Origin of the sequence: Megasphaera sp. ASD88 (assembly GCF_002287425.1) — a bacterium.
GTDB lineage: Bacteria > Bacillota > Negativicutes > Veillonellales > Megasphaeraceae > Megasphaera > Megasphaera stantonii.
Window position 1 is genome coordinate 233,804 of record NZ_NQXW01000001.1, and the last position, 21,252, is coordinate 255,055.

Genomic DNA, 21,252 nt, shown 5'->3' on the forward strand with positions numbered 1-21,252 from the left:
GTAGCCTTTTTATTTTTTATAATAAAATCTATCAGGAAAGGAATGACAGATTTGGAACCGGTAGATTATATGAGAAAAGCCCTGGAGCTGGCAAAGCTGGCTTTAGGGTATACAACGCCGAATCCGGCCGTCGGCTGCGTCATCGTAAAAGACGGCGAAATCGTCGGCACGGGCTATCATCGCCAGGCCGGCACGCCCCATGCGGAAGTATGGGCCCTGCGCGAAGCCGGCGACAAGGCGAAGGGCGCGACGGTATACGTTACGCTGGAACCCTGCGCGCATTACGGGCGGACGCCGCCCTGCGCCCGCACGCTCGTGGAAAAGGGAGTCGGCAAGGTCGTCATCGCCATGCTGGACCCCAACCCCCTCGTAGCGGGAAAGGGAGCGGCCATCCTCCGGCAGGCCGGCATACCTGTCGAAATCGGGCTGCTTTCCAAGGAAGCCGCTCAGCTGAACGAAGTATTCATTAAAAATATGATGGTGCAGAAGCCGTTTATCGCCGTCAAAATAGCGCAGAGCCTCGACGGCTGCATCGCCTCGCGGACGGGAAAATCCCAGTGGATTACAAATCAATGGGCCCGCAATTACGGCCACTACCTGCGCTCTATCTACGACGGCATCCTCGTCGGCATCAATACGGTCAAGCTTGACAATCCGCTGCTGACCTGCCGCATCCGCCGCGAAGCCCATGACGAGCCTCACCAGCCGGTGCGCATCATCATGGATTCGCAGGGCCACATTCCCCTCAATTCCCTCGTCCTGACGGATAAGACGTCGCCGACCATCGTCGTGACGACGTCCCTCTGCCCGGTAGAAAAAATGAGAGAATTGAAAAACATGGGCGTCACCGTCCTGCTGGCTCCGCTGAACAAGGATCGTCACATCGATTTGCCGGCTGCTCTGGACTTGCTGTACAAGCAGGGCCTGCAGAGCATCCTCGTCGAAGGGGGCAGCAAGATTCAGGGGACCTTCTTCGACCACAAGCTCGTCGATAAGATATACGCCTTTATCGGCGACAAAGTCATCGGCGGCGAACAGGCCCTGTCGTCAGTCGGCGGCCACGGCGTCGATTCCCTCGACGAATGCCTGCCCCTGGCTTACGATTCGGTCGAGCTGCACGACGGCAATATTTTGATTACAGCGTATAATGCGAACAGGGAGGGAGCTTATGTTCACTGGCATCATTGAGGAACTGGGCACCGTCGGCCAGATGGACCGCCGTCCCGACTCGATAAAGCTGACGATTCAGGCCCGTAAGGTACTGGAAGGGACGCAGCTCGGAGACAGCATCGCCGTCAACGGCGTCTGCCTGACGGTGACCTCCATGACGGATTCGTCCTTCACGGCCGACGTCATGCACGAAACGATGCGCCGTTCGTCCCTGAGCGATATCAAGAGCGGCTCTAAGGTCAACCTGGAACGGGCTATGCAGGTCGGCGGCAGGCTGGGCGGCCACATTGTCAGCGGTCATATCGACGGCGTCGGCCATATTGCCCGCATCGCCGCCGACGGCATCGCCCGGGTCATTACGATTTCCATTCCCAAGGACATGGAGCCGTTCATCGTCGAAAAAGGTTCTATCGCTATCGACGGCATCAGCCTGACCGTCGTTTCCGTAGGCAACAGCCAATTTTCCGTTTCCATCATTCCCCATACGATGGCCAATACGACGCTCATCGACAAGCATCCCGGCGCCGTCGTCAATTTGGAAACCGACGTAATTGGGAAATATGTCCATAGCTTTACAACAGCCCATACGGGCAAACGTTCCGGCATCACAATGGAAACGCTGTTGGAAAATGGATTTTAAAATACTATTTCAGAATAGGAGAGTGTTCTACTATGGCACACATTAAAGAAGGTCAATTAATTGGTTCTGGTTCTAAGTTTGGTATCGTCGTAGCGCGTTTCAACGAATTTATCTGCAGCAAGCTCCTCGGCGGCGCATACGACGCCCTCCATCGTCACGGCGTAAGCGACGACGACATCACGACGGCCTGGGTTCCCGGCTCCTTTGAAATTCCCCTCATCGCCCAGAAAATGGCCGAATCGGGCAAATACGACGCCGTTATCTGCCTCGGCGCAGTCATCCGCGGCGCGACGAGCCACTACGACCTGGTCTGCAATGAAGCAGCCAAGGGCATTGCTCAGGCGTCCCTGAAGACAGGCGTGCCTATCATGTTCGGCGTCATTACGACGGAAAATATCGAACAGGCTATCGAACGGGCCGGCACGAAAGCGGGCAACAAGGGCTTCGACGTAGCGACAGCGGCTATCGAAATGGTCAACCTCATAAAAGAACTGTAAGAAAACGCAAGAGGCTGATGCCGAAGAATTTCTTCGCGCACCAGCCTCTTTTATACGCCGTATGCAGTTATTCTGCCGCAGGCTCCGTATCAGGCTCGTCTTTCGTCGTAAAGCCGATAATCCGCCGCGGCTTATCCGTATCGTCGGTCCGCTTGACGGCGACGAGAAGCAGGTTCAGCTGAGACAAGTGCTGAACCAATTCGACATGAGAGCCGTCAGATAGTTCGCCGTAGAAGACGATCATGTTCGGGTCCCAAAAGCCTACGTCCTGAATGCTGAAGGTAATGTTGCCGGCCGATACGAGGCGGCCGCCGGCCTGCATGTCGTCGGGCATGTCCGATTCAAAATTGTTGATGAGCGCGACGATGCGCCGGTACATATCCGAAGCCAGGTAGGGCGTTTCCGGATCTTCGTCTTCTGCCGTATCCAGCGGTGCCGACGGCGGAATGATCAGGATATCCCGGCCGTCTGCCGCCGTATATTCCTTCTTTTCGTCTGCCATAGTAATGCCCCCTTTTTCCGTTTCTTATATACATAATTCCATGCGGAAGGGAGAAATCCTGCCGGCACGGCGAAAGAGTCCGGCAGCGGGCAGCACAGTTTTTCCGACCTGCCAAATTAGTAGTGAAAAATACTCGCAGGTGTAGTATAATTAGATTCAGATTTTATGTAGAAAGGATATCAGAACAGGATGCATATTGAAGACCAGATCGTCCATTATACATCAGACGAGTTAATTCGCGTTTCTATCGCCCAGACGCGCCGCATAACAGAAACGGCGCGGCAGCGGCATCATTTGTCGCCTGTGGCCTGCGCCGCCTTGGGCCGGGCCATGACGGGAGCGCTCCTCCTGGCCGGAGACTATAAAAATCATGAAGGCGTTTCCCTTAAATTTGCCGGCGACGGCCCATTAGGAGCCGTTCACGTCGACGCCTTCGATTCCAATAAAGTACGGGGCTATATCGACAATCCCACAGTTGATTTGCCCCTCAAAGCAAACGGAAAATTAGATGTAGGAGCCGCTGTAGGCCAGCACGGCCAGCTGACGGTAACGCGCTTTACGCCGGAGCAGATGACCTATACGAGCCAAGCCGACCTCGTATCCGGCGAAATTGCCGAAGATTTGGCTTATTACTTATACACGTCGGAGCAGATTCCCTCGACGATCAGCTTAGGCGTCCTCGTCGACCGGGACTATACGATTGCCGCGTCAGGCGGCTTTCTCGTCCAGGCGCTGCCGGGAGCGAAAGAAGAAGACTTAGCGCGGGTCGAGGCCAACATTACGCAGATCGGGCCGATTACGACGTATTTGAAGAATCATCCCGATGGAGAAGGGCTGATCGACATTATTTTAAGCGGCATGCATTTTAAAGAATTATTCCGCAAGCCTGCCTGGTGGCAGTGCACGTGCTCGCGCCAGCGCATTGAAAACGTCCTCCTGTCCCTGAGAGCCCAGGATAAGGAGGAACTGCTGCAGGACCCGCAGGTAGAGATGACCTGCCATTACTGCGGTGAAAAATACGTCATCAGCCACGACGAATTAGTTACTTTATTCGAAAACGCACATAAGGAGTGATAGTATGGGCTTAATTGCCATCATCGGCGGTACGGGCGTCTGCGATATCAAGATGCTGAAAAACGCCAAAGAGCATCACATGGACACCTTTTATGGTACGATCCATTATGTCCGCGGCACGTATGAGGGAAAAGAACTGATTTTCCTTCCCCGTCATGGTAAAACCCATTCCATACCGCCTCATCTGATCAACTACCGGGGCAACATGCTGGGCTTAAAGCGGTTAGGCGTTACAGCCGTTATTTCGACGACGGCCGTCGGATCCCTGAACCGCGACTTTAAGCCGAACGAATTTGTCCTGCCCGACCAGTTCCTCGATTTTACGAAGTCGCGCCATACGTCTTTCTTTGACGGCGGGGAAAACGGCGTCGTCCACGTCGATATGACCGAGCCGTACTGCCCGACCCTGCGCCGTACTCTCATGGCAGCGGCTGACGAACTGGGAGGATACGCCCTGCACAACGGCGGCACCTACGTATGCACGGAAGGACCGCGGTTTGAGACGCCGGCGGAAATCAAGATGTACGAAAAGCTGGGCGGCGACCTCGTCGGCATGACCAACGTGCCGGAAGTCTGCCTGGCCCGGGAAGCTGAAATCTGCTACGCTACGGTTTCCATGGTTACGAACTTCGCCGCCGGCATTTCTCCGTCCGCCCTGACTCATTCGGAAGTCGTAGACTGCATGGCGGAAAACTCCCTCCGCCTGCGTACCCTGATCATGAAAGCCGTCGAACTGTACGGCGACGACGATTGCCTGTGCCGCCACGCCCTGCAGGAATACGGCGGCTTTACGGTGTAATATGGATACGCTGCGCTGGCAGAACGGCCAGCTGGTCCTGCTGGACCAAACGAAGCTTCCCATGGAAGAAGCCTATATTACCTGTACAAAATGGCAGGACGTATACGACGCCATTTCCATCCTCGCCGTACGGGGCGCGCCGGCTATCGGCGTAGCTGCGGCTTACGGCTCGGTCCTGGCGGCCCGCATGCTGGCCGATACGCGCGACTATGAGTCGACTGCGGAGTTCCTTGCCGATTTCTCCGAATGCTGCCGCCGCCTCGACGAAGCCCGGCCTACGGCGGTCAACCTGCACTGGGCCCTGGAAACGATGAAAGCCGCGGCGTATGGAGCAGAGGAACAGCCGGTCTCGTCTATTCTCCAGCTGCTGGAAGACAAGGCGAAATCCATGCAGGCCGAAGACGTGGCAATCAACACGGCCATGTCGGAATACGGCGCCGAAGAATTATCCGCGGCAGGTAAGCCTCTGACGATATTGACGCACTGCAACGCCGGGGCGCTGGCTACGGCCGGCATCGGCACGGCCCTGGGCGTCATCCGCTCCCTTCACAAGCGGGGGCTGATCCGCATGGTTTATGCCGATGAAACGCGGCCTCTCCTGCAGGGAGCGCGCCTTACCGTATCGGAGCTCATGGCCGACGGCATTCCCGTGACGCTCATTACGGACAACATGGCCGCCTGGGTCATGAAGACGAAGGGCGTCGACGCCGTCATCGTCGGGGCCGACCGCATTACGGCCAATGGCGACACGGCCAACAAAATCGGCACCTACGGCGTGTCGATTTTGGCGAAGGAACACGGCGTTCCCTTTTACGTCGCCGCCCCGATTTCGACCTTCGACCTGTCCCTGGACAAGGGGGAACAAATTCCCATTGAGGAGCGAAATCATGGCGAAGTGCGTTCCATTCAGGGAGTACCGACGGCGCTGCCAGAAGCCGCCGTCTTTAATCCGGCCTTCGACGTAACGCCTCACGAGAATATCGCGGCTATTTTTACGGAAAAAGGGGTTATCCGCAAGCCTGACACTGCGCAGGTTCATGCATTTTTCAATATATAGAAAGGAAGTCTTATCGTATGGAATCTATTATTCGCGACATCAAATTGGCTAAGAGCGGTCATGAAAAAATCAGCTGGGTCGACCACTACATGCCGGCGCTGAACGCTATCGGCGACGAATTAGCTAAGGAACAGACCTTTAAAGGCAAGACGGTCTGCGTCAGCGTCCATTTGGAAGCTAAAACGGCGTACTTGGCCGAAGTCCTGCACCGGGCCGGCGCCAACGTCATCGTCACGGGAAGCAATCCCCTGTCGACGCAGGACGACGTCGCCGCAGCTCTCGTAGAAGACGGCCTGACAGTCTATGCCTGGTATGGCGCGATAGAGGAAGAATATTTCAATTTCCTCAACAAATCGCTGGACCATCATCCGGATATCATCATCGACGACGGCGGCGATCAGGTTCATCTGCTCCATACGACGCGGACCGACGCCCTGGAAAACCTTCTCGGCGGCACGGAAGAAACGACGACAGGCGTCAACCGCCTTCATGGCCTCGATAAAGCGGGCCAGCTGAAATTCCCCATGATTGCGGCAAACGATTCGTACTGCAAATACCTTTTCGATAACCGCTACGGCACAGGCCAGTCCACGTGGGACGGCATCATGCGCACGACGAACCTCACCGTCGTCGGCAAGAAAGTCGTCATCGCCGGCTACGGCTGGTGCGGCCGCGGCTGCGCTATGCGGGCTAAGGGCCTGGGCGCTCACGTCATCGTCACGGAAGTAGACCCCATCAAGGCTATCGAAGCCGTATTCGACGGCTTTGAAGTGCTGCCGATGGCCGAAGCCGCCAAGGTAGGCGATATCTTCGTCACCCTGACAGGGGACAAGGACGTCATCCGCGGCGAACACATGAAAAACATGAAGGACGGCGTCATCTTGGCCAACGCCGGTCATTTTGACGTAGAAATCAACCGTCCCGAACTGGAAGCATTGGCCGTACGCCATTTTGAAGCCCGTCATAATATCGAAGGCTACGAGCTGCCCGACGGACGCATTATCAATTTGCTGGCTGAAGGCCGCCTGGTAAACCTCGCTGCCGGCGACGGCCATCCGGCGGAAATCATGGACTTGTCCTTCGCCGTACAGGCATTGGCAGCTAAATATATTCTGGAACATCACGCTGAACTGGGAAATCACGTATACGTCCTGCCCCGCGATATCGACATGGAAATCGCTAAGATCAAGCTGCGCTCCATGGGCTACAGCATTGACACCCTGACGGAAGAACAGCGCAAATACTTAAATCTGGACTGATTGGGCAGGGAGGACAGCCGATGAAAACGTTGATCAAAGACGTGGCCTTATACAAAGACCACGTCATTACAGAGCATCAGAACATTGAAGTGACGGACAGCGTCATTACGGGATTTCCGACGTCGCCCCAGGCAGGGGATTACGATGAAGTCCTCGAAGGCCGTTCCATGCTGGCCCTGCCTGGTTTCGTCAATACGCATACGCACATCGCCATGACGGTATTCCGCAGCTATGCCGACGACATGCAGCTTATGGACTGGCTGGAAAAGAAGATCTGGCCGGCAGAGGACAAGCTGGACAGCGACGTCGTATACGCCCAGACGATGCTAGGCATCGCCGAAATGATCCGCTGCGGCACGACGAGCTTCGCCGACATGTATTTCTTCATGGACGACGTAGCCAGAGCCGTAGAAGCCTCAGGCATCCGGGCCGCCCTGAGCCGCGGCTTGACGGGCGTGACGCCCAACGCCCAGCAGGCGCTGCAGGAAAATAAGGAATTTTACAAGACGTGGCATGGAAAGGCGGACGGACGCATTACGGTCATGTTCGGCCCCCACGCCCCTTATACGTGCCCGCCCGACTACATCCGCCAGGTCGTCGAAGCCGCTGGCGAATTGGGAGCGGAAGTGCACACGCATTTGTGCGAAACGAAGGGCGAAGTAGACAATATTGTCAAACAGTACGGCAAATCGCCTATCGCCCTGATGGACGAACTGGGATTGTTTGACTGCGGCTGTTTGGCGGCTCACTGCGTGTGGGTCGACGACGCCGACATGGATATTATGGCCAAGAAGGGCGTCCGCGTCGCTCACAATCCGGGCAGCAACTTAAAGCTGGCCAGCGGCATCGCTCCCGTACAGGACATGCTGAGAAAAGGTATTGTCGTAGGACTTGGCACGGACGGAGCATCGAGCAACAACAACCTGGACATTATGGAAGAAATGCATTTGGCCGCATTTATCCATAAGGCCCATACGCTGGACCCCTTAGTCGTCCCGGCTGAATCGGCCGTCAACATGATGACCGAAGCCGGCGCAGCATGCCTCGGATATACGGATATCGGCAAATTAGAAACAGGGTATAAAGCCGATATTACCCTTGTCGACAGAGAAGGGCTCCATTGGTATCCGAAAAACGATTCCATGTCCTTGCTGGCATACTCAGCCAACAGCTTTGACGTCGATACGGTCATGGTAAACGGTAAGGTGTTGCTGAAAGGCAAGGAATTTACGACACTGGATATTGAAAAAATCAAAGCGGAAGCAGAGCGGACCAAAGAAAAGCTCTTTTCCGCTTTATAATCCCATCTCAAGACGGCCGTTCCCTGAAAGGGGGAGCGGCCGTTTTTGCATGCCTCCGGTGACAGAGGAGATAGGGCGCAGTAGTTTTTTACATATATTTCACATAATCGCCTGCATTTCTTTACACAAAAGGCCTAAAGTAAAAGCAGTTAGTATACCTTTGCTAGTTTATAGCTCAATAGGAGATGTTGCAATTATGTGTCCATTTCATGTCAAAAAGAGTAAGAAAGTTGCTGCTGCGTATGTGGCAGCAGTATTATGTATGGCTTCTTTCGGCGTATTTGCTGCGACCGAGCATTGGAACGATGCGTCCCTTACGCCGCAAGTGACGACGAGAACGACCGTTTCAGAAAATACGGATTGGCAGCAGTGGAAAGACAATTGGGATGCCATTAAGACCAATTACGAACAAGTATCCATCGCTCCCGGCGCAGACGCCTCTCAGCTGAATTTCGGCTGGTACTCCAAGGAAAAAGCCGACCGCGCGCAGGTCCGCATCGCCGATAACCAGGCAATGAAACACGCCGTAACCTTCGACGGCTCATGCCAGGATGGTACGGTAATCAGCGGCGTACCCTATTACACCAACAAGGTTACGGTAAAAGATCTGAAGCCGGAAACGACATACTGGTACCAGGTAAAACTCAATGGCAAATGGCAGGAAGCCCACCAGATAAAGACGGGCAATCCCGATGATTTCACAATCATGTACGTCGGAGACCGCAGATCGGCGCGTCGTCCGGCCAGATTCCATCAGAAGGAACGGCAAAACAGAACGGCGACATCGCGGCCCGGAACGACTCGTATAACTGGGCAAAAACCTTGAATTACGCCTTGGCTCAGCATCCGGAAATCAACTTCCTCGTATCGCCTGGCGACCAGATTAACGAACCAGCAGAAGACCAGAGCGCCGCTAAGATTCAGATGCAGGAATATCAATATGCCGGCTACTTGTCTCCTGCCGCGCTGCGCAGCCTGCCTGCCGCTACGAGCATCGGCAACCACGACTGCATGACGTCGGGCTATCAGAATCACTTCAACGTTCCGAATCCCTTTACGGAAGAAACGAATTCGACTAAAGCCGGCTACGGTTACTACTATACCTACGGCAGCGCGCTGTTCATCGTCATCAACGCCAATAACTACAACGCCGCCGACCATCAGGCCTTGATCGAAAAGGCCATCAAAGCCCATCCGGATACGAAATGGCGCATCGTCGTCATGCACCAGGATATTTACGGCAGCGGCAAAGACCATTCCGATTCGGACGGCATCCTGCTCCGCACGCAGCTCACGCCGATTTTCGACGCCAACAAGATCGACGTCGTCCTTCAGGGCCATGACCATACCTACGCCCGCACGTACCAGCTGAGCAGCGACGGCAAGGATCATGCAACCTTTGACCAGTTCAAAGTAGCCGGCCAGTGCGGCCAGAAGCATAATCTGCTAGATGCAGCCCTGAAAAATCAGGAATTTAAAAACAATTACGTATCTCAGAACATGTGCTATACCATTGCCGACATGAGCCAGGGCGTGCTCCGCAACCCGAAGGGCGTATTCTACATGTCGTCCAACTCTGCGACAGGCTCTAAGTTCTACGAACTCATTCCGCAGCAGCAGGATTACATCGCCGCCCGCAGCCAGACATGGCGTCCGACCTATTCGGTTATCCGCATTACAAACAACAGCTTTACCATCAATACCTATGACGCTGAAACAGGAACGCCCATCGACAGCTCGTACAGCATCATAAAGGACTAAGCACAGATGATACATTCTAAATGGTTTCGTTTGCTGCTCGTCATCGTCTGTATCGTCGCCGGAGGGTACTTCCTTCAATCGTACAATCAGGTCGATAAACCGCAGATGGTTAACACAGACGGCCGTACCTTTGAAAAGGCTCAGGTCATAGAAATCATTCAGGATAACGTGCAGGAAAATGGAAGCCGCGTCGGCGACCAAATCGTGTCGCTGCGCATTGAAAGCGGCGTCCATGCTGGGAAAACCGTTCAGGCAAATTGCCCGAACGGTCTTCTCTTTGGCACGGTCTGCGAACCGGGGATGGAAGTCGTCGTCATATCCAGTACGATCGGCCAGCTCGATCTGCACACGGTATATAACATCGACCGTTCCCTGCCGATTTACCTGTACATTGCAGCTTTCCTGATTTTACTGAGCGTCGTCGGCGGCAAAAAGGGCGTCAAATCAGCCGTCGCCTTAGTATTTACCTTTATCTGCTTTGTATTTCTCTTTTTCCCCATGATCTTGCGGGGCACAGGGCCTGTTGCTGCTTCGATCCTCACGTCGGGCATCGTCCTGGCGGCGACGATGTACCTCATCAACGGCTGGTCTAAAAAGAGCGTTACAGCCTTTTTAGCGACGCTGGGAGGCATTCTGACTGCCGGCATTTCAGCTATTATCTTTGGCCAGGCCGTCAATCTGTCCGGCTACAACGTATCGAATATTGAAAGCCTCATGTTTGTCGCTCAGAATACGATGATCGACATCGGCCAGATTCTCTTTGCCGGCATCTTATTCGCCAGCTTAGGAGCCGTCATGGATATTGCCATGGACGTGACGTCGGCCTGTGCGGAAATCGAAAGGCATAATCCTCAAATCAGCCGCAAGGCCCTGTTTCAGGCGGGAATGAACGTAGGCCGCGACGTCATGGGAACCATGTCGACGACGCTCATCCTGGCGTTTTTCGGCGGTTCTCTGGGAACGTGGGTATTAGATTACGTCTATGACTTGCCGTACTTGCAGCTCATCAACTCCAACTCGATCGGCATCGAAATTATGAAGGGCTTCTCAGCCAGCTTCGGCGTCATATTTACCGTGCCTATTGCAGCGGCTCTGAGCGCCTTTACCTGGCGTAAGGAAAAGGGCAAAAAACAGTTGTAAAGCTATAAAAACCAGCATCATATGTATTAAAGGCCTCATTTCAATAGGATTACAAGCCTGTGAAATGAGGCCTTTCTTCATATATACTGCAAATAATTTGCAAGTATCTTTCTACAAATATCATTCTAAAAGAAAGATATCTCCTTATGAAAAACAGGGCATGAACCTATGGCAGAGCTTTTTAAAATACGGACAAAACCGACTGGTCAGGAAGATAGTAGTCAACGCCGAAAAAATAAATGTCTTTCCGGCTCAAAGGCAAGCTGGGCCTCGTAAAATCCGTTGACTTTTACTTAGGGATGCAGTATATATAAAGAGGGGAGAAATCGCTTGTTTTAGCGGTTTATTTAATCTAATCTATATTAATTTATGTTTATTTACGTTTATTTAGGCTAAAAAATAGAGAAGGAGAAATGAAATATGCAATTTGAAGAGGTTCCAAAAAGAATCATTGACTTTTTCCCCGAAGAAAAGGAAGTGCCTCAAAAAAAGAAGAGAGGCGCCGCTAAAAAAGACGATGAGAAAAAGAAACGCCATCGAATTTCTACCTATTTGACAGATAAACAATATAAGCAATTTATGGCGTACTGCGAAGAACAAGATCTGTCTCCGGCCGAAGCCGTCAGGATGGCCATTCGCGAAACGATTGGCAAAGCTAATAAATAGATTGTTATTCTCAATTTATAAAATTCACACCAGCAGCCAGCTGTAAAACCAATTCTGATATAGTTTGTCGGGCTTATAGATATATTGCCGTTTCACGAAACGGCTGAAATGAGTTTTAGTAAAATTTACAGATACGCACGTAAATCCGTATGGAACTACATGTTTATTATAGGATAATTGCCGCGCATATGCTGTATGCCGTGCCTAAGGACTAATCACGGCAGCCGAAATACTATGTATGGATGTATATGTATGGATGTATTAGATAAAAAATTTAGGAAGGGTAATCATCCCGGGATATTGCTTCATGTATTGCTGCATAAATTTATTGCTGGTACACATTATAGCAATCAGGACATCGACGGCCGTATCGGGGGATATATTTAGTTCCGATAACGTTAAATTATCGGAACTAATTAAAAAGAGAAAAATCCGGCAAGTTATAGCTCTTTTAATTGCTTAGTATCTGTCTGCCAAGTCTGTACCTCTCTTCAAATGCAGTGCTTTTCGGCATTCTATTGTCGTTTAGTAAATTCGTTACTGATTGATATACAAACAAGCTGGATTACATGATATACATACAGATGTCGCTGCACATCAGATTCAAACTTTCAACTTGACATGATATTTCTATCATACCGGTGCTAATTTATACTTCTGTAAAATTCTCTTTGCAGTTTTCTGCAGACAATCTTCATATTTTGGCTTTTAAGCCCCGTTTTGCCCCTTCTATATAAGTTTTATAAGTTTATATATGACTTTGTCGTTTTTGCATGTAAAAACGCTTTTATAAAGGCAAAACTGTCAGGTGCTGCTGATAATTTCATAAGCAAAGACCGAAGCCTTCTTATGAGAGAAAGGCTTCGGTCTTTTGTAATCAGGTGATTTTTTTGTTGTTCAGCAATTAGAAAGTAAATACGAACTGTGCCCGTGTCTGTTCTTCCGGATCGGCATCAGGACCATCTTTCGTCTGGCTGCCAAAGGACTGCATAACGCTGAACATAGCATTTTTAGCGAATACGTAGTCGATGCCGGCACCCCAGGATTTGATATTATCCATCTGGCCAAAGCGCCAGCTGTTCGTGGAGCCGCCTAAGAACGCGCCGTCTTCAGCGTCGAGGTATTCAACCCAGAGATCCCAGGACTTCGGAGTAGCCATGCTGGTTTTGCCGTATGTAACGCGGCCAATCCATACGTTGGCATTGTCATCGCCATTAATATTTTCTTCGCCGTTGACGAAGTTTACGTTTTCATAGTTAGCGAGGACATTCCATTTGGAGCCGAAGTTTACGCTGGCATATGCGCCCCAAAGGTCATCGGCAAAGAAGTCGCCGCCTTCGACAGCCGAATTGCCGCCGCCGACGAAGTTATTGTAATAGACGCCTACAGCCGTATTGTTGCCGAAGAATCCTTCGACTTCGCCATATGCCGTTTTTACGCCTTCCATTTCAACTTCTTCGCCGTCCCATTTTTCCAAGCCGCCGGCGATATCGCCTTCTTTAAATTTACCATAGCCGCCTGTTACAGCAAATTTGCCGTTGTTAAACTGCAGCTGAGCGCGGTCGAATACATCGCCGTACTGGTAGCCATAAGAACGGGGGCCGCCGAGAATGTATGCAGAAGTACGGCCGGCGCTGACTTTCCAGTTGGAACCGAAGGCGTAGTCTACATTGATGATGTCGGCAAACACATCGTTGCTTCCGTCATGAGCCTGACCGTTAGCGCCAAAGTTCTGATTGTCTGTGCTGAGACCGACCGTAGCCGTTACGCGGTCGTTAACCTGGGCCGTGCCGCGGAGGCGAATACGGTAATCCCAGGAGTTGTCGTCTTCTTTAGATTTATTGTCGTTCTGATAACGGTAACGAAGACGAGCGTCGCCAGTAAACTTAATATTGCCGACTTTATTTTCCAAGTTCGATACGCGGACACCGAGATTGTTCAATTCATCAGCATATTCGTCAGCTAATTTGTTGATCAGGGCGCGCTGTTCTACCGTAGCGCGATCCATGTGAGCCATGGCTTTAGCTACCATTTCAGCAGCTTCGTAACGAGTAATGTTGCGGTTACCTTCGAAATATTTGCCGTCTACGCCCTGAACAATGCCCGAGTCGGCCAGTTCTACAACGGATTTGTAGGCCCAGCTGTCGGTCGGTACGTCTACAAACGGGTTGGCTGCAAACGCGCACGTTGCGCCTACAGCCATCGTTGCTGCTAATGCTGCTAATACTTTTGCTTTCATCATTAACTACCTCTCTTCTTGAATAAAATAGAAAACATCTTGCTTTGTTACAGGCAGATAGTCTATTTTCTCAAAGAGCATTTGGCGAGTCTCCCTAGTTTCCTCTCTTTTGCTGCGTTGAGAAATTCACATAGTCTATCTTAATTTCGTTGTGCCTGCGGCACTGGTTTCGATGCCGCACCTCAACTTGATGTTCATTGTACAGTATAATATATTCTAATGTCAATAAAGGCTTGCTTTGTAATTTATTAAACTTATATAGTTATAACAAATAATTATATTATGTGTTATTTGTTAATTATTTTCTAGTAAAAATAAAGATATTTCAAAATAATTATGATGTATTTTCGAGATATTTATAAAGTATTTAAGAATAGCGAGAAACCCAATTCTATTTCCTGCGTCGATATCTGAGAATTCATCCTTGTACTTACTCAATTATTTAATAATATATAATTATATATTATTAGGTGATGGCATAAACGACCCTTTTCTGCTGATTCCAGCGAAAAAGGGTCGTTTATGCGTATGTTTTTTTAGTCAGCCCTATTCAATAACCGCTATGTGTCATTACGTATCCATATCCCGATCATACAGGCGACTGTTCTCTAAAAATTCTTCGACTGTTGAAAAGCCCAATTCCTTCAGCAGCTCGATGACATAAGGATTCTCTGCCGGCGTTTTATACAGAGCTTCCTTTCCATAAGCCTGGACCTGCTTTTTGCCTTCTTCTTTAGAAATAATAGCTCGCGGGCCGCCGACACAGCCGCCCTTACAGCCCATTCCTTCGAAGAAATTGCCGCCGTGGTTTCCTGCCAGAATATCGTTGATCATGGCTTTACATTCCGGCACGCCATCGGCGCGACGGGTCTGAATGGTCACGCTGCGGTGCGGATTTAGTTGCCCTACCATTCGGGAAACGGCTTCCGATACGCCGCCGGCATAGGCGTATCCGATTCCCGCTTCAGATGCATGAGGAACCTTGTCCTCTGGCAGAGACGCCAGATCTATGTTGGAAACGGAAAATAAATCGGACAATTCCTGATAGGTCAGTACGTAATCAATAGCGCCAACTAAATCTGACTCTTTCTTTTCTGCCTTTTTAGCTAGGCAGGGGCCGATAAAGACGGTTTTCGCCGTCGGATGCAGCCTTTTAACCGTGCGGCCGCCGGCAATCATAGGCGACACTGAGCCGGGAACGTTAGGAAGCAGCTGATGATATAATTTTTTTATCATGGCAATCCACATAGGACAGCAGCAGCTCGTCAGCTGGAATTGGGTTTCGTCGCGGATATTTTTGTCAAATTCCAGCGCTTCTTTTAACGTCAGGATATCGGCAAACACGGCCACTTCCAGCATTCCCGTGAACCCAAGGCATTTTAAAGCGGTGCGCAGCTTGCCCATCGTTACATCCTTTCCGAATTGGCCCGATATGGCCGGCGCAACCAGCGCATAGACCGGTCCGTCATATTCGCGCAGTTCTTGAACGACAGGGATGATTTCTTTACTTGTTTTCAGCGCATCTAATTTGCAGGCGTCGACGCAAGCCTGACAGCCTACACATTTTTCATCGTCAATCACAACGCCCTCGTCTCCGAGCGCTACAGCGTCCCACTCGCAGGCGGTCTGACAATCCCTTGGGCTGTCTGGCGGACAGAGACAAGGCTTCACGCGCCAAATCAGCGGCTTGTCCTCAGGATGGATCAGGCAACCGATCAGTTTCGGGTCTGCATCGCCGCCGACTGCTAAGGGTTTGCCGTCGGCCCCTTGTTTCAGCAAGTGCCAGTATAGTTCTTCTAACGTCTGCATAGTCAACCTCCTTATAGCTCACAGTCAAGCATAATCTATTTTTATGTATATCATAGCAAATTTTATTGATATTGGCATCTGTTTTTTATATTTTCTTCGTATATATTCCGGCGTCGCCATGATAGCTCTATTCGTATGAACATGATACAAAATGTTTGTTCGGCTAGAAAGAAATACATCGTCCAAACAAATGTTTACGGAAGAAGCCCTTCGGGCCGCCGTTCATATGTTTGACTTTTCTATTATTTCATGATAAGGTTATCATGAACCTGTATATTTCATGCAAAGGAGGACTGCGGCTTTGAAAAAAGAATTGAAGCATTTCTACATTGGCCGGGCCGACATCATCGCCAATAATGATAAGCTGACCGATAAAGCGCGGCAAAGCATTTACACGGCGCGGGCCGACAATACGATCGACGCCTATGAGTCGGACTGGAATGATTTCTGCGATTGGTGCGAATATCATCAGCTGTCGTCCTTCCCTGCCCAGCCGGAGACGATCGTCAACTATATCAACGATTTAGCCGACAATGCCAAGGCCAATACAGTCGCCCGGCGTATCAGCGCCCTGACGGAAAATTTCGATGCCGCCGGCATAAAGGATAATCCCTGCCGATTCCCTATCGTCCGAAACGCCCTGCGCGGTATCAAGCGCATGAAAGGTACGATACAGCGCGGCAAGCTGCCGATTTTATTTGACGATATCAAGGAAATGCTGACCTATCTCGAAGGAGATGAATTGCAGCAGGCCCGCGATAAGGCCATCTTGCTTATCGGATTTTACGGAGCTATGCGCCGCTCAGAAATCGCCAATCTGGAAGTAGACGACTTGCAGTTTACCCGCCTTGGGCTCCTGCTTACACTGCGCAAATCCAAGACCGACCAGTTTGACCGCGGCCAGATGATCGCCATTCCCCTGGTACAGGATGAAGAAATCTGCGCCGTACGTGCTTTAAAGCATTGGCTGAAGCTCAGCGGCATCTCGTCGGGTCCCGTATTCCGGGGCTTTACGCGCAATCATACAATCCGCAAGACGAAGATCTCCGATAAAACCATCGCTCTCATCGTCAAGCATTATGTCGGACTCATGGGCATGGACCCGAAGGATTACGGAGCTCACAGCCTGCGGCACGGTTTTGCCACGTCGGCAGCCCAGCACCAGGTCGATGAACGGCAAATCATGAGACAAACCCGTCATAAATCGCAGGCTATCGTGCGGCGGTATATTGACGAAGCAGACCGGCTCATCGACAATCCCATTTTCAAGATAACGGAAACTAAGTGACCATACATACAAAAGAGCGGCGAATAAAGCCGCTCTTTTGTATGTATTCCTTGGCCTCAGTCGTCTCCAGACGGAACGGGGACGTTGAGAATTTGTCCGGGATAGATATCCTGCGTATCTGATAAATGGTTCGTTTCCATAATATCGCTGACGACGTAGCGAATATCCGTTTCGGCGTTCGTACTGCGAGAAGCGATTTCCCACACGGTATCGCCTTTCTCCACGCGAACCGGCGTATATTCTGTTTCTCCGCGATATACCCAGCCCAGCTGAGTGCTGGCGATGGCCAGCAGTCCGAGAAGCAATATATAGCCAAACAGGCGCTGTCTAATATTCTTTTTCTTTTTCATATGGCGTCACTCCTATGCATGCAAAAACAAATGTTTTTACAAACGTTCGTTCGTCGATGGTTATATTATATCGCCAAACAGTTGTTCTTGTCAAGATAATTATGGAACAATCGTTCTAAATCATTCTGTTGAAACGGGCTTGAACAAACGTTTGAATTACGGTATAATATAGACAAACTACTCTGGAGTGATGAAACCATGCTGATGAATGATAAAATGCTGACGACGCGTCAAAAACAAATTTTGGAATATATTCGGGAATGCGTGCATAAATTTGGCTATCCCCCGTCGGTACGGGAAATCTGCAAGGAAGTCGGATTGAGTTCTACGTCTACGGTCCACGGGTATTTAAACCGCTTGGAAGAACAGGGCTTTATTCGCCGCGACCCTTCCAAGAACCGGACGATCGAGCTTCTCGACGAAGGCTCCTGGCGTTCTAAAAAGATCATCCCCCTGCCGCTCGTAGGCCAGGTTCGGGCCGCGCGCCGGTTTTGGCAGAAGAATGCGTAGAAGACGTATACCCCTTTTCCGCAGAATTTATCGGCAGCGACGAAGATTGCTTCTTATTGACGGTAAAGGGCGACAGCATGAAAAACGCCGGCATTTTTGAAGGCGATATTCTTGTCGTACGCCAGCAGCACACGGCAGAAAACGGCGAAATCGTCGTAGCCCTTTTGGACGATGAAGCTACGGTCAAGCGGTATTTCCGCGAAGCCGACGCCATTCGCCTGCAGCCGGAAAACGACGACTATGCGCCAATTTATACGCAGAACTGCACGATTTTGGGAAAAGTAACGGGCTTATTCCGTAAATACTAGGGAAGGCGTTTTTTTCCTGATTACATACTCACTTTTAATATCCTAAAAAATTACATCCCCGCTTTACAGCAGAAATCTTCTGTCGTAAAGCGGGGATGTATTTTGTCCTGATATTCTTATTTTTTGCTGCGGACCATCGACGGAAGTATTCCGACGATGCAGAGAATCGTAAAAATGATAAAGGCGAGTTGAATATTATCGGTCAGCATAGCTTCTCCGCCCTCCCCGGTCCGCGACATGACCAGCGTAACGATGGCCACGCTGAGGACCTGGCCGACGAGCCGTACCGTGCCGATCATAGAAGAGGCCATACCGACGTATTCTTTCGGAACCGATTCCATGATAGCGTTGTTGTTGGGCGCGGTGAACAGGGAAAAACCGATGCCGATGATAATCAGGCAGGCCAGCAGAACCCACACGGACTGCAAGGGCACGTCATAAGCCAAGAATGCCAGCCCGACGGCAATGCAGCCCATGCCGGCCGAAGACAACAAGGCGGCCGATACATGGTCGGACAGCGAACCCGTGACCGGCGACAGGACGGCCATCAGTATGGGCTGAAGTAGCAGTACCAATCCGGCGTCGCGGGACGTAAAGCCCAAAATACGCTGCAGATACATGGACAGCAGAAAGCTGATAGCAAAGGTCGCACTGTAGTTCAGCATCGCCGCAAAGGATGAACAGGAAAAGGTCCTGTTGCGGAGAAACAGCTGTATGGGTATGATGGGATTGGTCTGCCTTTTTTCCCAGCAGAGAAACAGGGCGAACAGCGCCATGCCGCCTAACAGGACGTATTTGGCATATCCTAAATTCAGGATTTCCGACAGGCCGAACATCATAAGAACCAAGGCGATGGAATAGGCAATCGCTCCTGCCGTATCGAATTTTCCCTTGGCGTCGGCAATCCACTCCTCTTTCATGAAGGCTATCGTCGAAAGGACGGCGACGGCGCAGAAAAAGGCGATAAAGTAGAAAATGCTCTTCCAGCCGCAGTAGTAATTCAGGAAGCCGCCGATGACTGGCCCCAGGGACAAGCCGCAGTATACGGCGCTGACCGTAAAGCCCATGGCTTTTCCACGACGCTCCGGCGGATAGACCAGCGTGATGATAGCGAAGCTCGTAGCGAAGATACAAGCGCTGCCTATGCCCTGCAGCACGCGCAGGGCGATGAGGCCGTAAATGGACGAAATAAGGGAAACGCCTAAGGATGATATCATGAAGATAGATGCGCCCCAGAGAAATACGCGCCGCTTGCCGAACTTATCGGCTAGCTTGCCGATCGGCATGATGCATATCGTCGAGGCGATGAGAAATACTTCGATAACCCATCCCAAGTGGGATTCTGTTACCTTATACGTCAGGCCGATATCCGGCAGGGCTAAATTCAAGGCGCTGCTCGTAAAGGGATTGATAAAAGAAACAATCATGACAATTGCTAAAATGCGGTTTTCATATGAAAGATGAGGAACCATATGCTATCATCGATCCTTTGCTGTCGTTTTTTTTATTATAGCATAGGTTTGCCGCAACGCGTAAGTTTTTATCCCCTGCACAGAGACATATACGGTTCCTGCCGGCTGATTTTATCTAGCTGCTGCATCTGAAACGGCTTATATATCCCCTGTAATCCGGTTGTACTGCCGCTGATGGCTACCTGAACCATGTCCTGCAGGACGACAGCTCGCCGTACAACGCTATGACTCCACTGCCTCTCCTGCAGCTGCGCCGCCAGGTAATGCCGGGCTGCCTCGTATTCCTTGCGGATGATGAGCCAGCGAGCCTGCGATAAAAAGTGAAACTCGGCGGAAAAACCGACGAGCGGATGGTATTGCTCCCATGCGGCGTAAAACTGGTCTTCCCGGCGATGACGCTGATAAAAGGTCAGCAATGCCGTATACATGTGCTGAAAGCCGGGGACCCGTTGCTGAGCCCGGCGTCGGGCTGCGTCTATTTCACAGGCATAGCTGTAATAACGTTCTGCCAGGCGACGGGCGCTTTCTTTGTTATGGCAGAGGGAAAATTGGCCGGCGCAGTCGAACAGCTTACCTAAGAGGTAGTATATATCCCACGATTTCTCGTAGGCCTGCTTGGCCTGTATGACGGCGGCCATGTCTTCGATATGGCGCGGCAAGCCTTCTATTTCCAGCACCCGTTCCAAGCAGTCATAGATGCGGCGAAGCCGGGCCAGATGGCCGCCGCGGCTGCCGTATACGCTGCTCGGTACGGAAAATACGAGCATCAGCTCTTCCAGTACGAAGGAGTTAAGGGAAAACGATTCCAGGCCGCAGCGGGACAAGCCGTAGCAGGCGCGGCAGTACAGCCCTTTATCGGCTGGGCCCCATTTTTCCAGCAAGGATACCGTTTCGTCATACACCCTATAGGCTTGCTCCTTTTGCCGGCAGAGAGCGGCAAAATCGCCTTGTCCTTGTCCATCTTTGGCGTTTCTGTATAATATCTGCGCATAGCGGTACAGCTGCTCCGGCTGCCGCCCCTTTTCCAGCAAGAGTTCCAACGTATCCCTAGCCTTCTGAAAGCACTCTTGTTTGTCATAGGGCAAGGCGCCGAAAGGCCGGCTCGTAAATCGTACCATATAATCCCGATAGTATAACGAGGCCAATCCTTGGAGCGCGCATCTGTCGTCCCGACGGGCCGGATCTGCCAATACGGCGCAGTAGGCCTGTTCTGCCAGCTGAAGCAGACGTTTCTCTCCGCTTTCTTTACGCAGCTGCTCCGCCAGCTGCAAGCACTCATTCCAGCGCTTCTGCCGGATGTGCTGCATCAGCTGTTGTTCCTGCCGTTCTATCTTGTTCATGCTTGTCGCCTCCTTGTCGATGAAAGGTTATTCTTATCTATAGTATGACGAATAATGATTAAACTTTGAC

At 51.2% G+C, this 21,252-nt stretch carries 19 protein-coding genes and 1 pseudogene; 14 read left to right on the forward strand and 6 right to left on the reverse strand.

The features are described from left to right. Window positions 1-51 precede the first annotated feature (51 nt). Genes ribD through ribE form a run of 3 tightly spaced genes read left to right on the forward strand, consistent with a single transcriptional unit; the run spans window position 52 to window position 2,307 of the window. On the forward strand, window positions 52-1,188 hold the full coding sequence (gene ribD / locus CJ260_RS01255) for a bifunctional diaminohydroxyphosphoribosylaminopyrimidine deaminase/5-amino-6-(5-phosphoribosylamino)uracil reductase RibD (protein WP_095628946.1): 1,137 nt from the start codon (window positions 52-54) through the stop codon (window positions 1,186-1,188). Beyond that, window positions 1,169-1,810, forward strand: a complete 642-nt coding sequence (locus tag CJ260_RS01260) for a riboflavin synthase (RefSeq protein WP_087477411.1) — start codon at window positions 1,169-1,171, stop codon at window positions 1,808-1,810. Before ribD ends, CJ260_RS01260 begins: the two co-directional genes overlap by 20 nt. 32 nt (window positions 1,811-1,842) lie before the next feature. Beyond that, a complete protein-coding gene (ribE, locus tag CJ260_RS01265) occupies window positions 1,843-2,307 on the forward strand; it encodes a 6,7-dimethyl-8-ribityllumazine synthase (RefSeq protein WP_087477412.1) in 465 nt (154 codons plus the stop codon). Between the two features lie 67 nt (window positions 2,308-2,374). On the opposite strand, the gene CJ260_RS01270 is transcribed toward ribE, so the two are convergent. Next, window positions 2,375-2,809 (reverse strand): DUF6173 family protein, encoded by a 435-nt coding sequence (locus tag CJ260_RS01270; RefSeq protein WP_087477413.1) that lies wholly within the window; start codon window positions 2,807-2,809, stop codon window positions 2,375-2,377. 189 nt (window positions 2,810-2,998) lie between these two features. On the opposite strand from CJ260_RS01270, the gene hslO reads away from it, so the two are divergent. The 9 genes from hslO to CJ260_RS01310 all read left to right on the forward strand — a co-directional run bounded on the left by hslO (window position 2,999) and on the right by CJ260_RS01310 (window position 11,866). Then, entirely contained in the window at window positions 2,999-3,883 is an 885-nt protein-coding gene (gene hslO / locus CJ260_RS01275) for an Hsp33 family molecular chaperone HslO (protein WP_095628863.1), read from the forward strand. Between the two features lie 4 nt (window positions 3,884-3,887). Further along, window positions 3,888-4,682: an S-methyl-5'-thioadenosine phosphorylase gene (gene mtnP, locus CJ260_RS01280; RefSeq protein ID WP_095628864.1), complete on the forward strand. Its 795-nt coding sequence runs from the start codon at window positions 3,888-3,890 to the stop codon at window positions 4,680-4,682. A 1-nt stretch (window position 4,683) separates the two neighbouring features. Continuing rightward, window positions 4,684-5,739, forward strand: coding sequence for an S-methyl-5-thioribose-1-phosphate isomerase (mtnA, locus tag CJ260_RS01285; RefSeq protein ID WP_095628865.1), 1,056 nt, complete (start codon window positions 4,684-4,686; stop codon window positions 5,737-5,739). A gap of 17 nt (window positions 5,740-5,756) precedes the next feature. Then, on the forward strand, window positions 5,757-6,998 hold the full coding sequence (locus CJ260_RS01290; protein ID WP_095628866.1) for an adenosylhomocysteinase: 1,242 nt from the start codon (window positions 5,757-5,759) through the stop codon (window positions 6,996-6,998). A gap of 20 nt (window positions 6,999-7,018) precedes the next feature. Then, window positions 7,019-8,299: an amidohydrolase gene (locus tag CJ260_RS01295; RefSeq protein ID WP_095628867.1), complete on the forward strand. Its 1,281-nt coding sequence runs from the start codon at window positions 7,019-7,021 to the stop codon at window positions 8,297-8,299. Between the two features lie 244 nt (window positions 8,300-8,543). Then, window positions 8,544-9,125, forward strand: a complete 582-nt coding sequence (locus CJ260_RS12910) for a fibronectin type III domain-containing protein (protein WP_233127852.1) — start codon at window positions 8,544-8,546, stop codon at window positions 9,123-9,125. Then, window positions 9,122-10,060 (forward strand): metallophosphoesterase, encoded by a 939-nt coding sequence (locus CJ260_RS12915; RefSeq protein ID WP_198947363.1) that lies wholly within the window; start codon window positions 9,122-9,124, stop codon window positions 10,058-10,060. Before CJ260_RS12910 ends, CJ260_RS12915 begins: the two co-directional genes overlap by 4 nt. A 6-nt stretch (window positions 10,061-10,066) precedes the next feature. Continuing rightward, window positions 10,067-11,200, forward strand: coding sequence for a YibE/F family protein (locus CJ260_RS01305; protein WP_095628868.1), 1,134 nt, complete (start codon window positions 10,067-10,069; stop codon window positions 11,198-11,200). Between the two features lie 420 nt (window positions 11,201-11,620). Next, on the forward strand, window positions 11,621-11,866 hold the full coding sequence (locus CJ260_RS01310; protein ID WP_095628869.1) for a hypothetical protein: 246 nt from the start codon (window positions 11,621-11,623) through the stop codon (window positions 11,864-11,866). Window positions 11,867-12,770: 904 nt separating this feature from the next. Here the strand turns inward: CJ260_RS01310 and CJ260_RS01315 are convergent. Beyond that, complete coding sequence (locus tag CJ260_RS01315) at window positions 12,771-14,105, reverse strand: S-layer homology domain-containing protein (RefSeq protein WP_095628947.1); 1,335 nt, start codon at window positions 14,103-14,105, stop codon at window positions 12,771-12,773. Between the two features lie 570 nt (window positions 14,106-14,675). Next, window positions 14,676-15,914 (reverse strand): [Fe-Fe] hydrogenase large subunit C-terminal domain-containing protein, encoded by a 1,239-nt coding sequence (locus tag CJ260_RS01320; RefSeq protein WP_095628870.1) that lies wholly within the window; start codon window positions 15,912-15,914, stop codon window positions 14,676-14,678. A gap of 301 nt (window positions 15,915-16,215) precedes the next feature. Between CJ260_RS01320 and CJ260_RS01325 the strand changes: the two genes are divergently transcribed. After that, on the forward strand, window positions 16,216-17,202 hold the full coding sequence (locus CJ260_RS01325) for a site-specific integrase (protein ID WP_232818740.1): 987 nt from the start codon (window positions 16,216-16,218) through the stop codon (window positions 17,200-17,202). Between the two features lie 56 nt (window positions 17,203-17,258). Here the strand turns inward: CJ260_RS01325 and CJ260_RS01330 are convergent, their stop codons facing one another. Next, the gene (locus tag CJ260_RS01330; RefSeq protein ID WP_095628872.1) at window positions 17,259-17,552 is read right to left on the reverse strand and encodes a LysM peptidoglycan-binding domain-containing protein; all 294 of its coding nucleotides are present in this window, start codon (window positions 17,550-17,552) and stop codon (window positions 17,259-17,261) included. Window positions 17,553-17,750: 198 nt separating this feature from the next. On the opposite strand from CJ260_RS01330, the pseudogene lexA reads away from it, so the two are divergent. Beyond that, window positions 17,751-18,370: pseudogene (gene lexA / locus CJ260_RS01335) on the forward strand (transcriptional repressor LexA). Between the two features lie 116 nt (window positions 18,371-18,486). Here the strand turns inward: lexA and CJ260_RS01340 are convergent. Further along, the gene (locus CJ260_RS01340) at window positions 18,487-19,842 is read right to left on the reverse strand and encodes an MFS transporter (RefSeq protein WP_087477426.1); all 1,356 of its coding nucleotides are present in this window, start codon (window positions 19,840-19,842) and stop codon (window positions 18,487-18,489) included. A 68-nt stretch (window positions 19,843-19,910) separates the two neighbouring features. Next, the gene (locus CJ260_RS01345; RefSeq protein WP_087477427.1) at window positions 19,911-21,182 is read right to left on the reverse strand and encodes a hypothetical protein; all 1,272 of its coding nucleotides are present in this window, start codon (window positions 21,180-21,182) and stop codon (window positions 19,911-19,913) included. Between the last annotated feature and the right edge of the window lie 70 nt (window positions 21,183-21,252).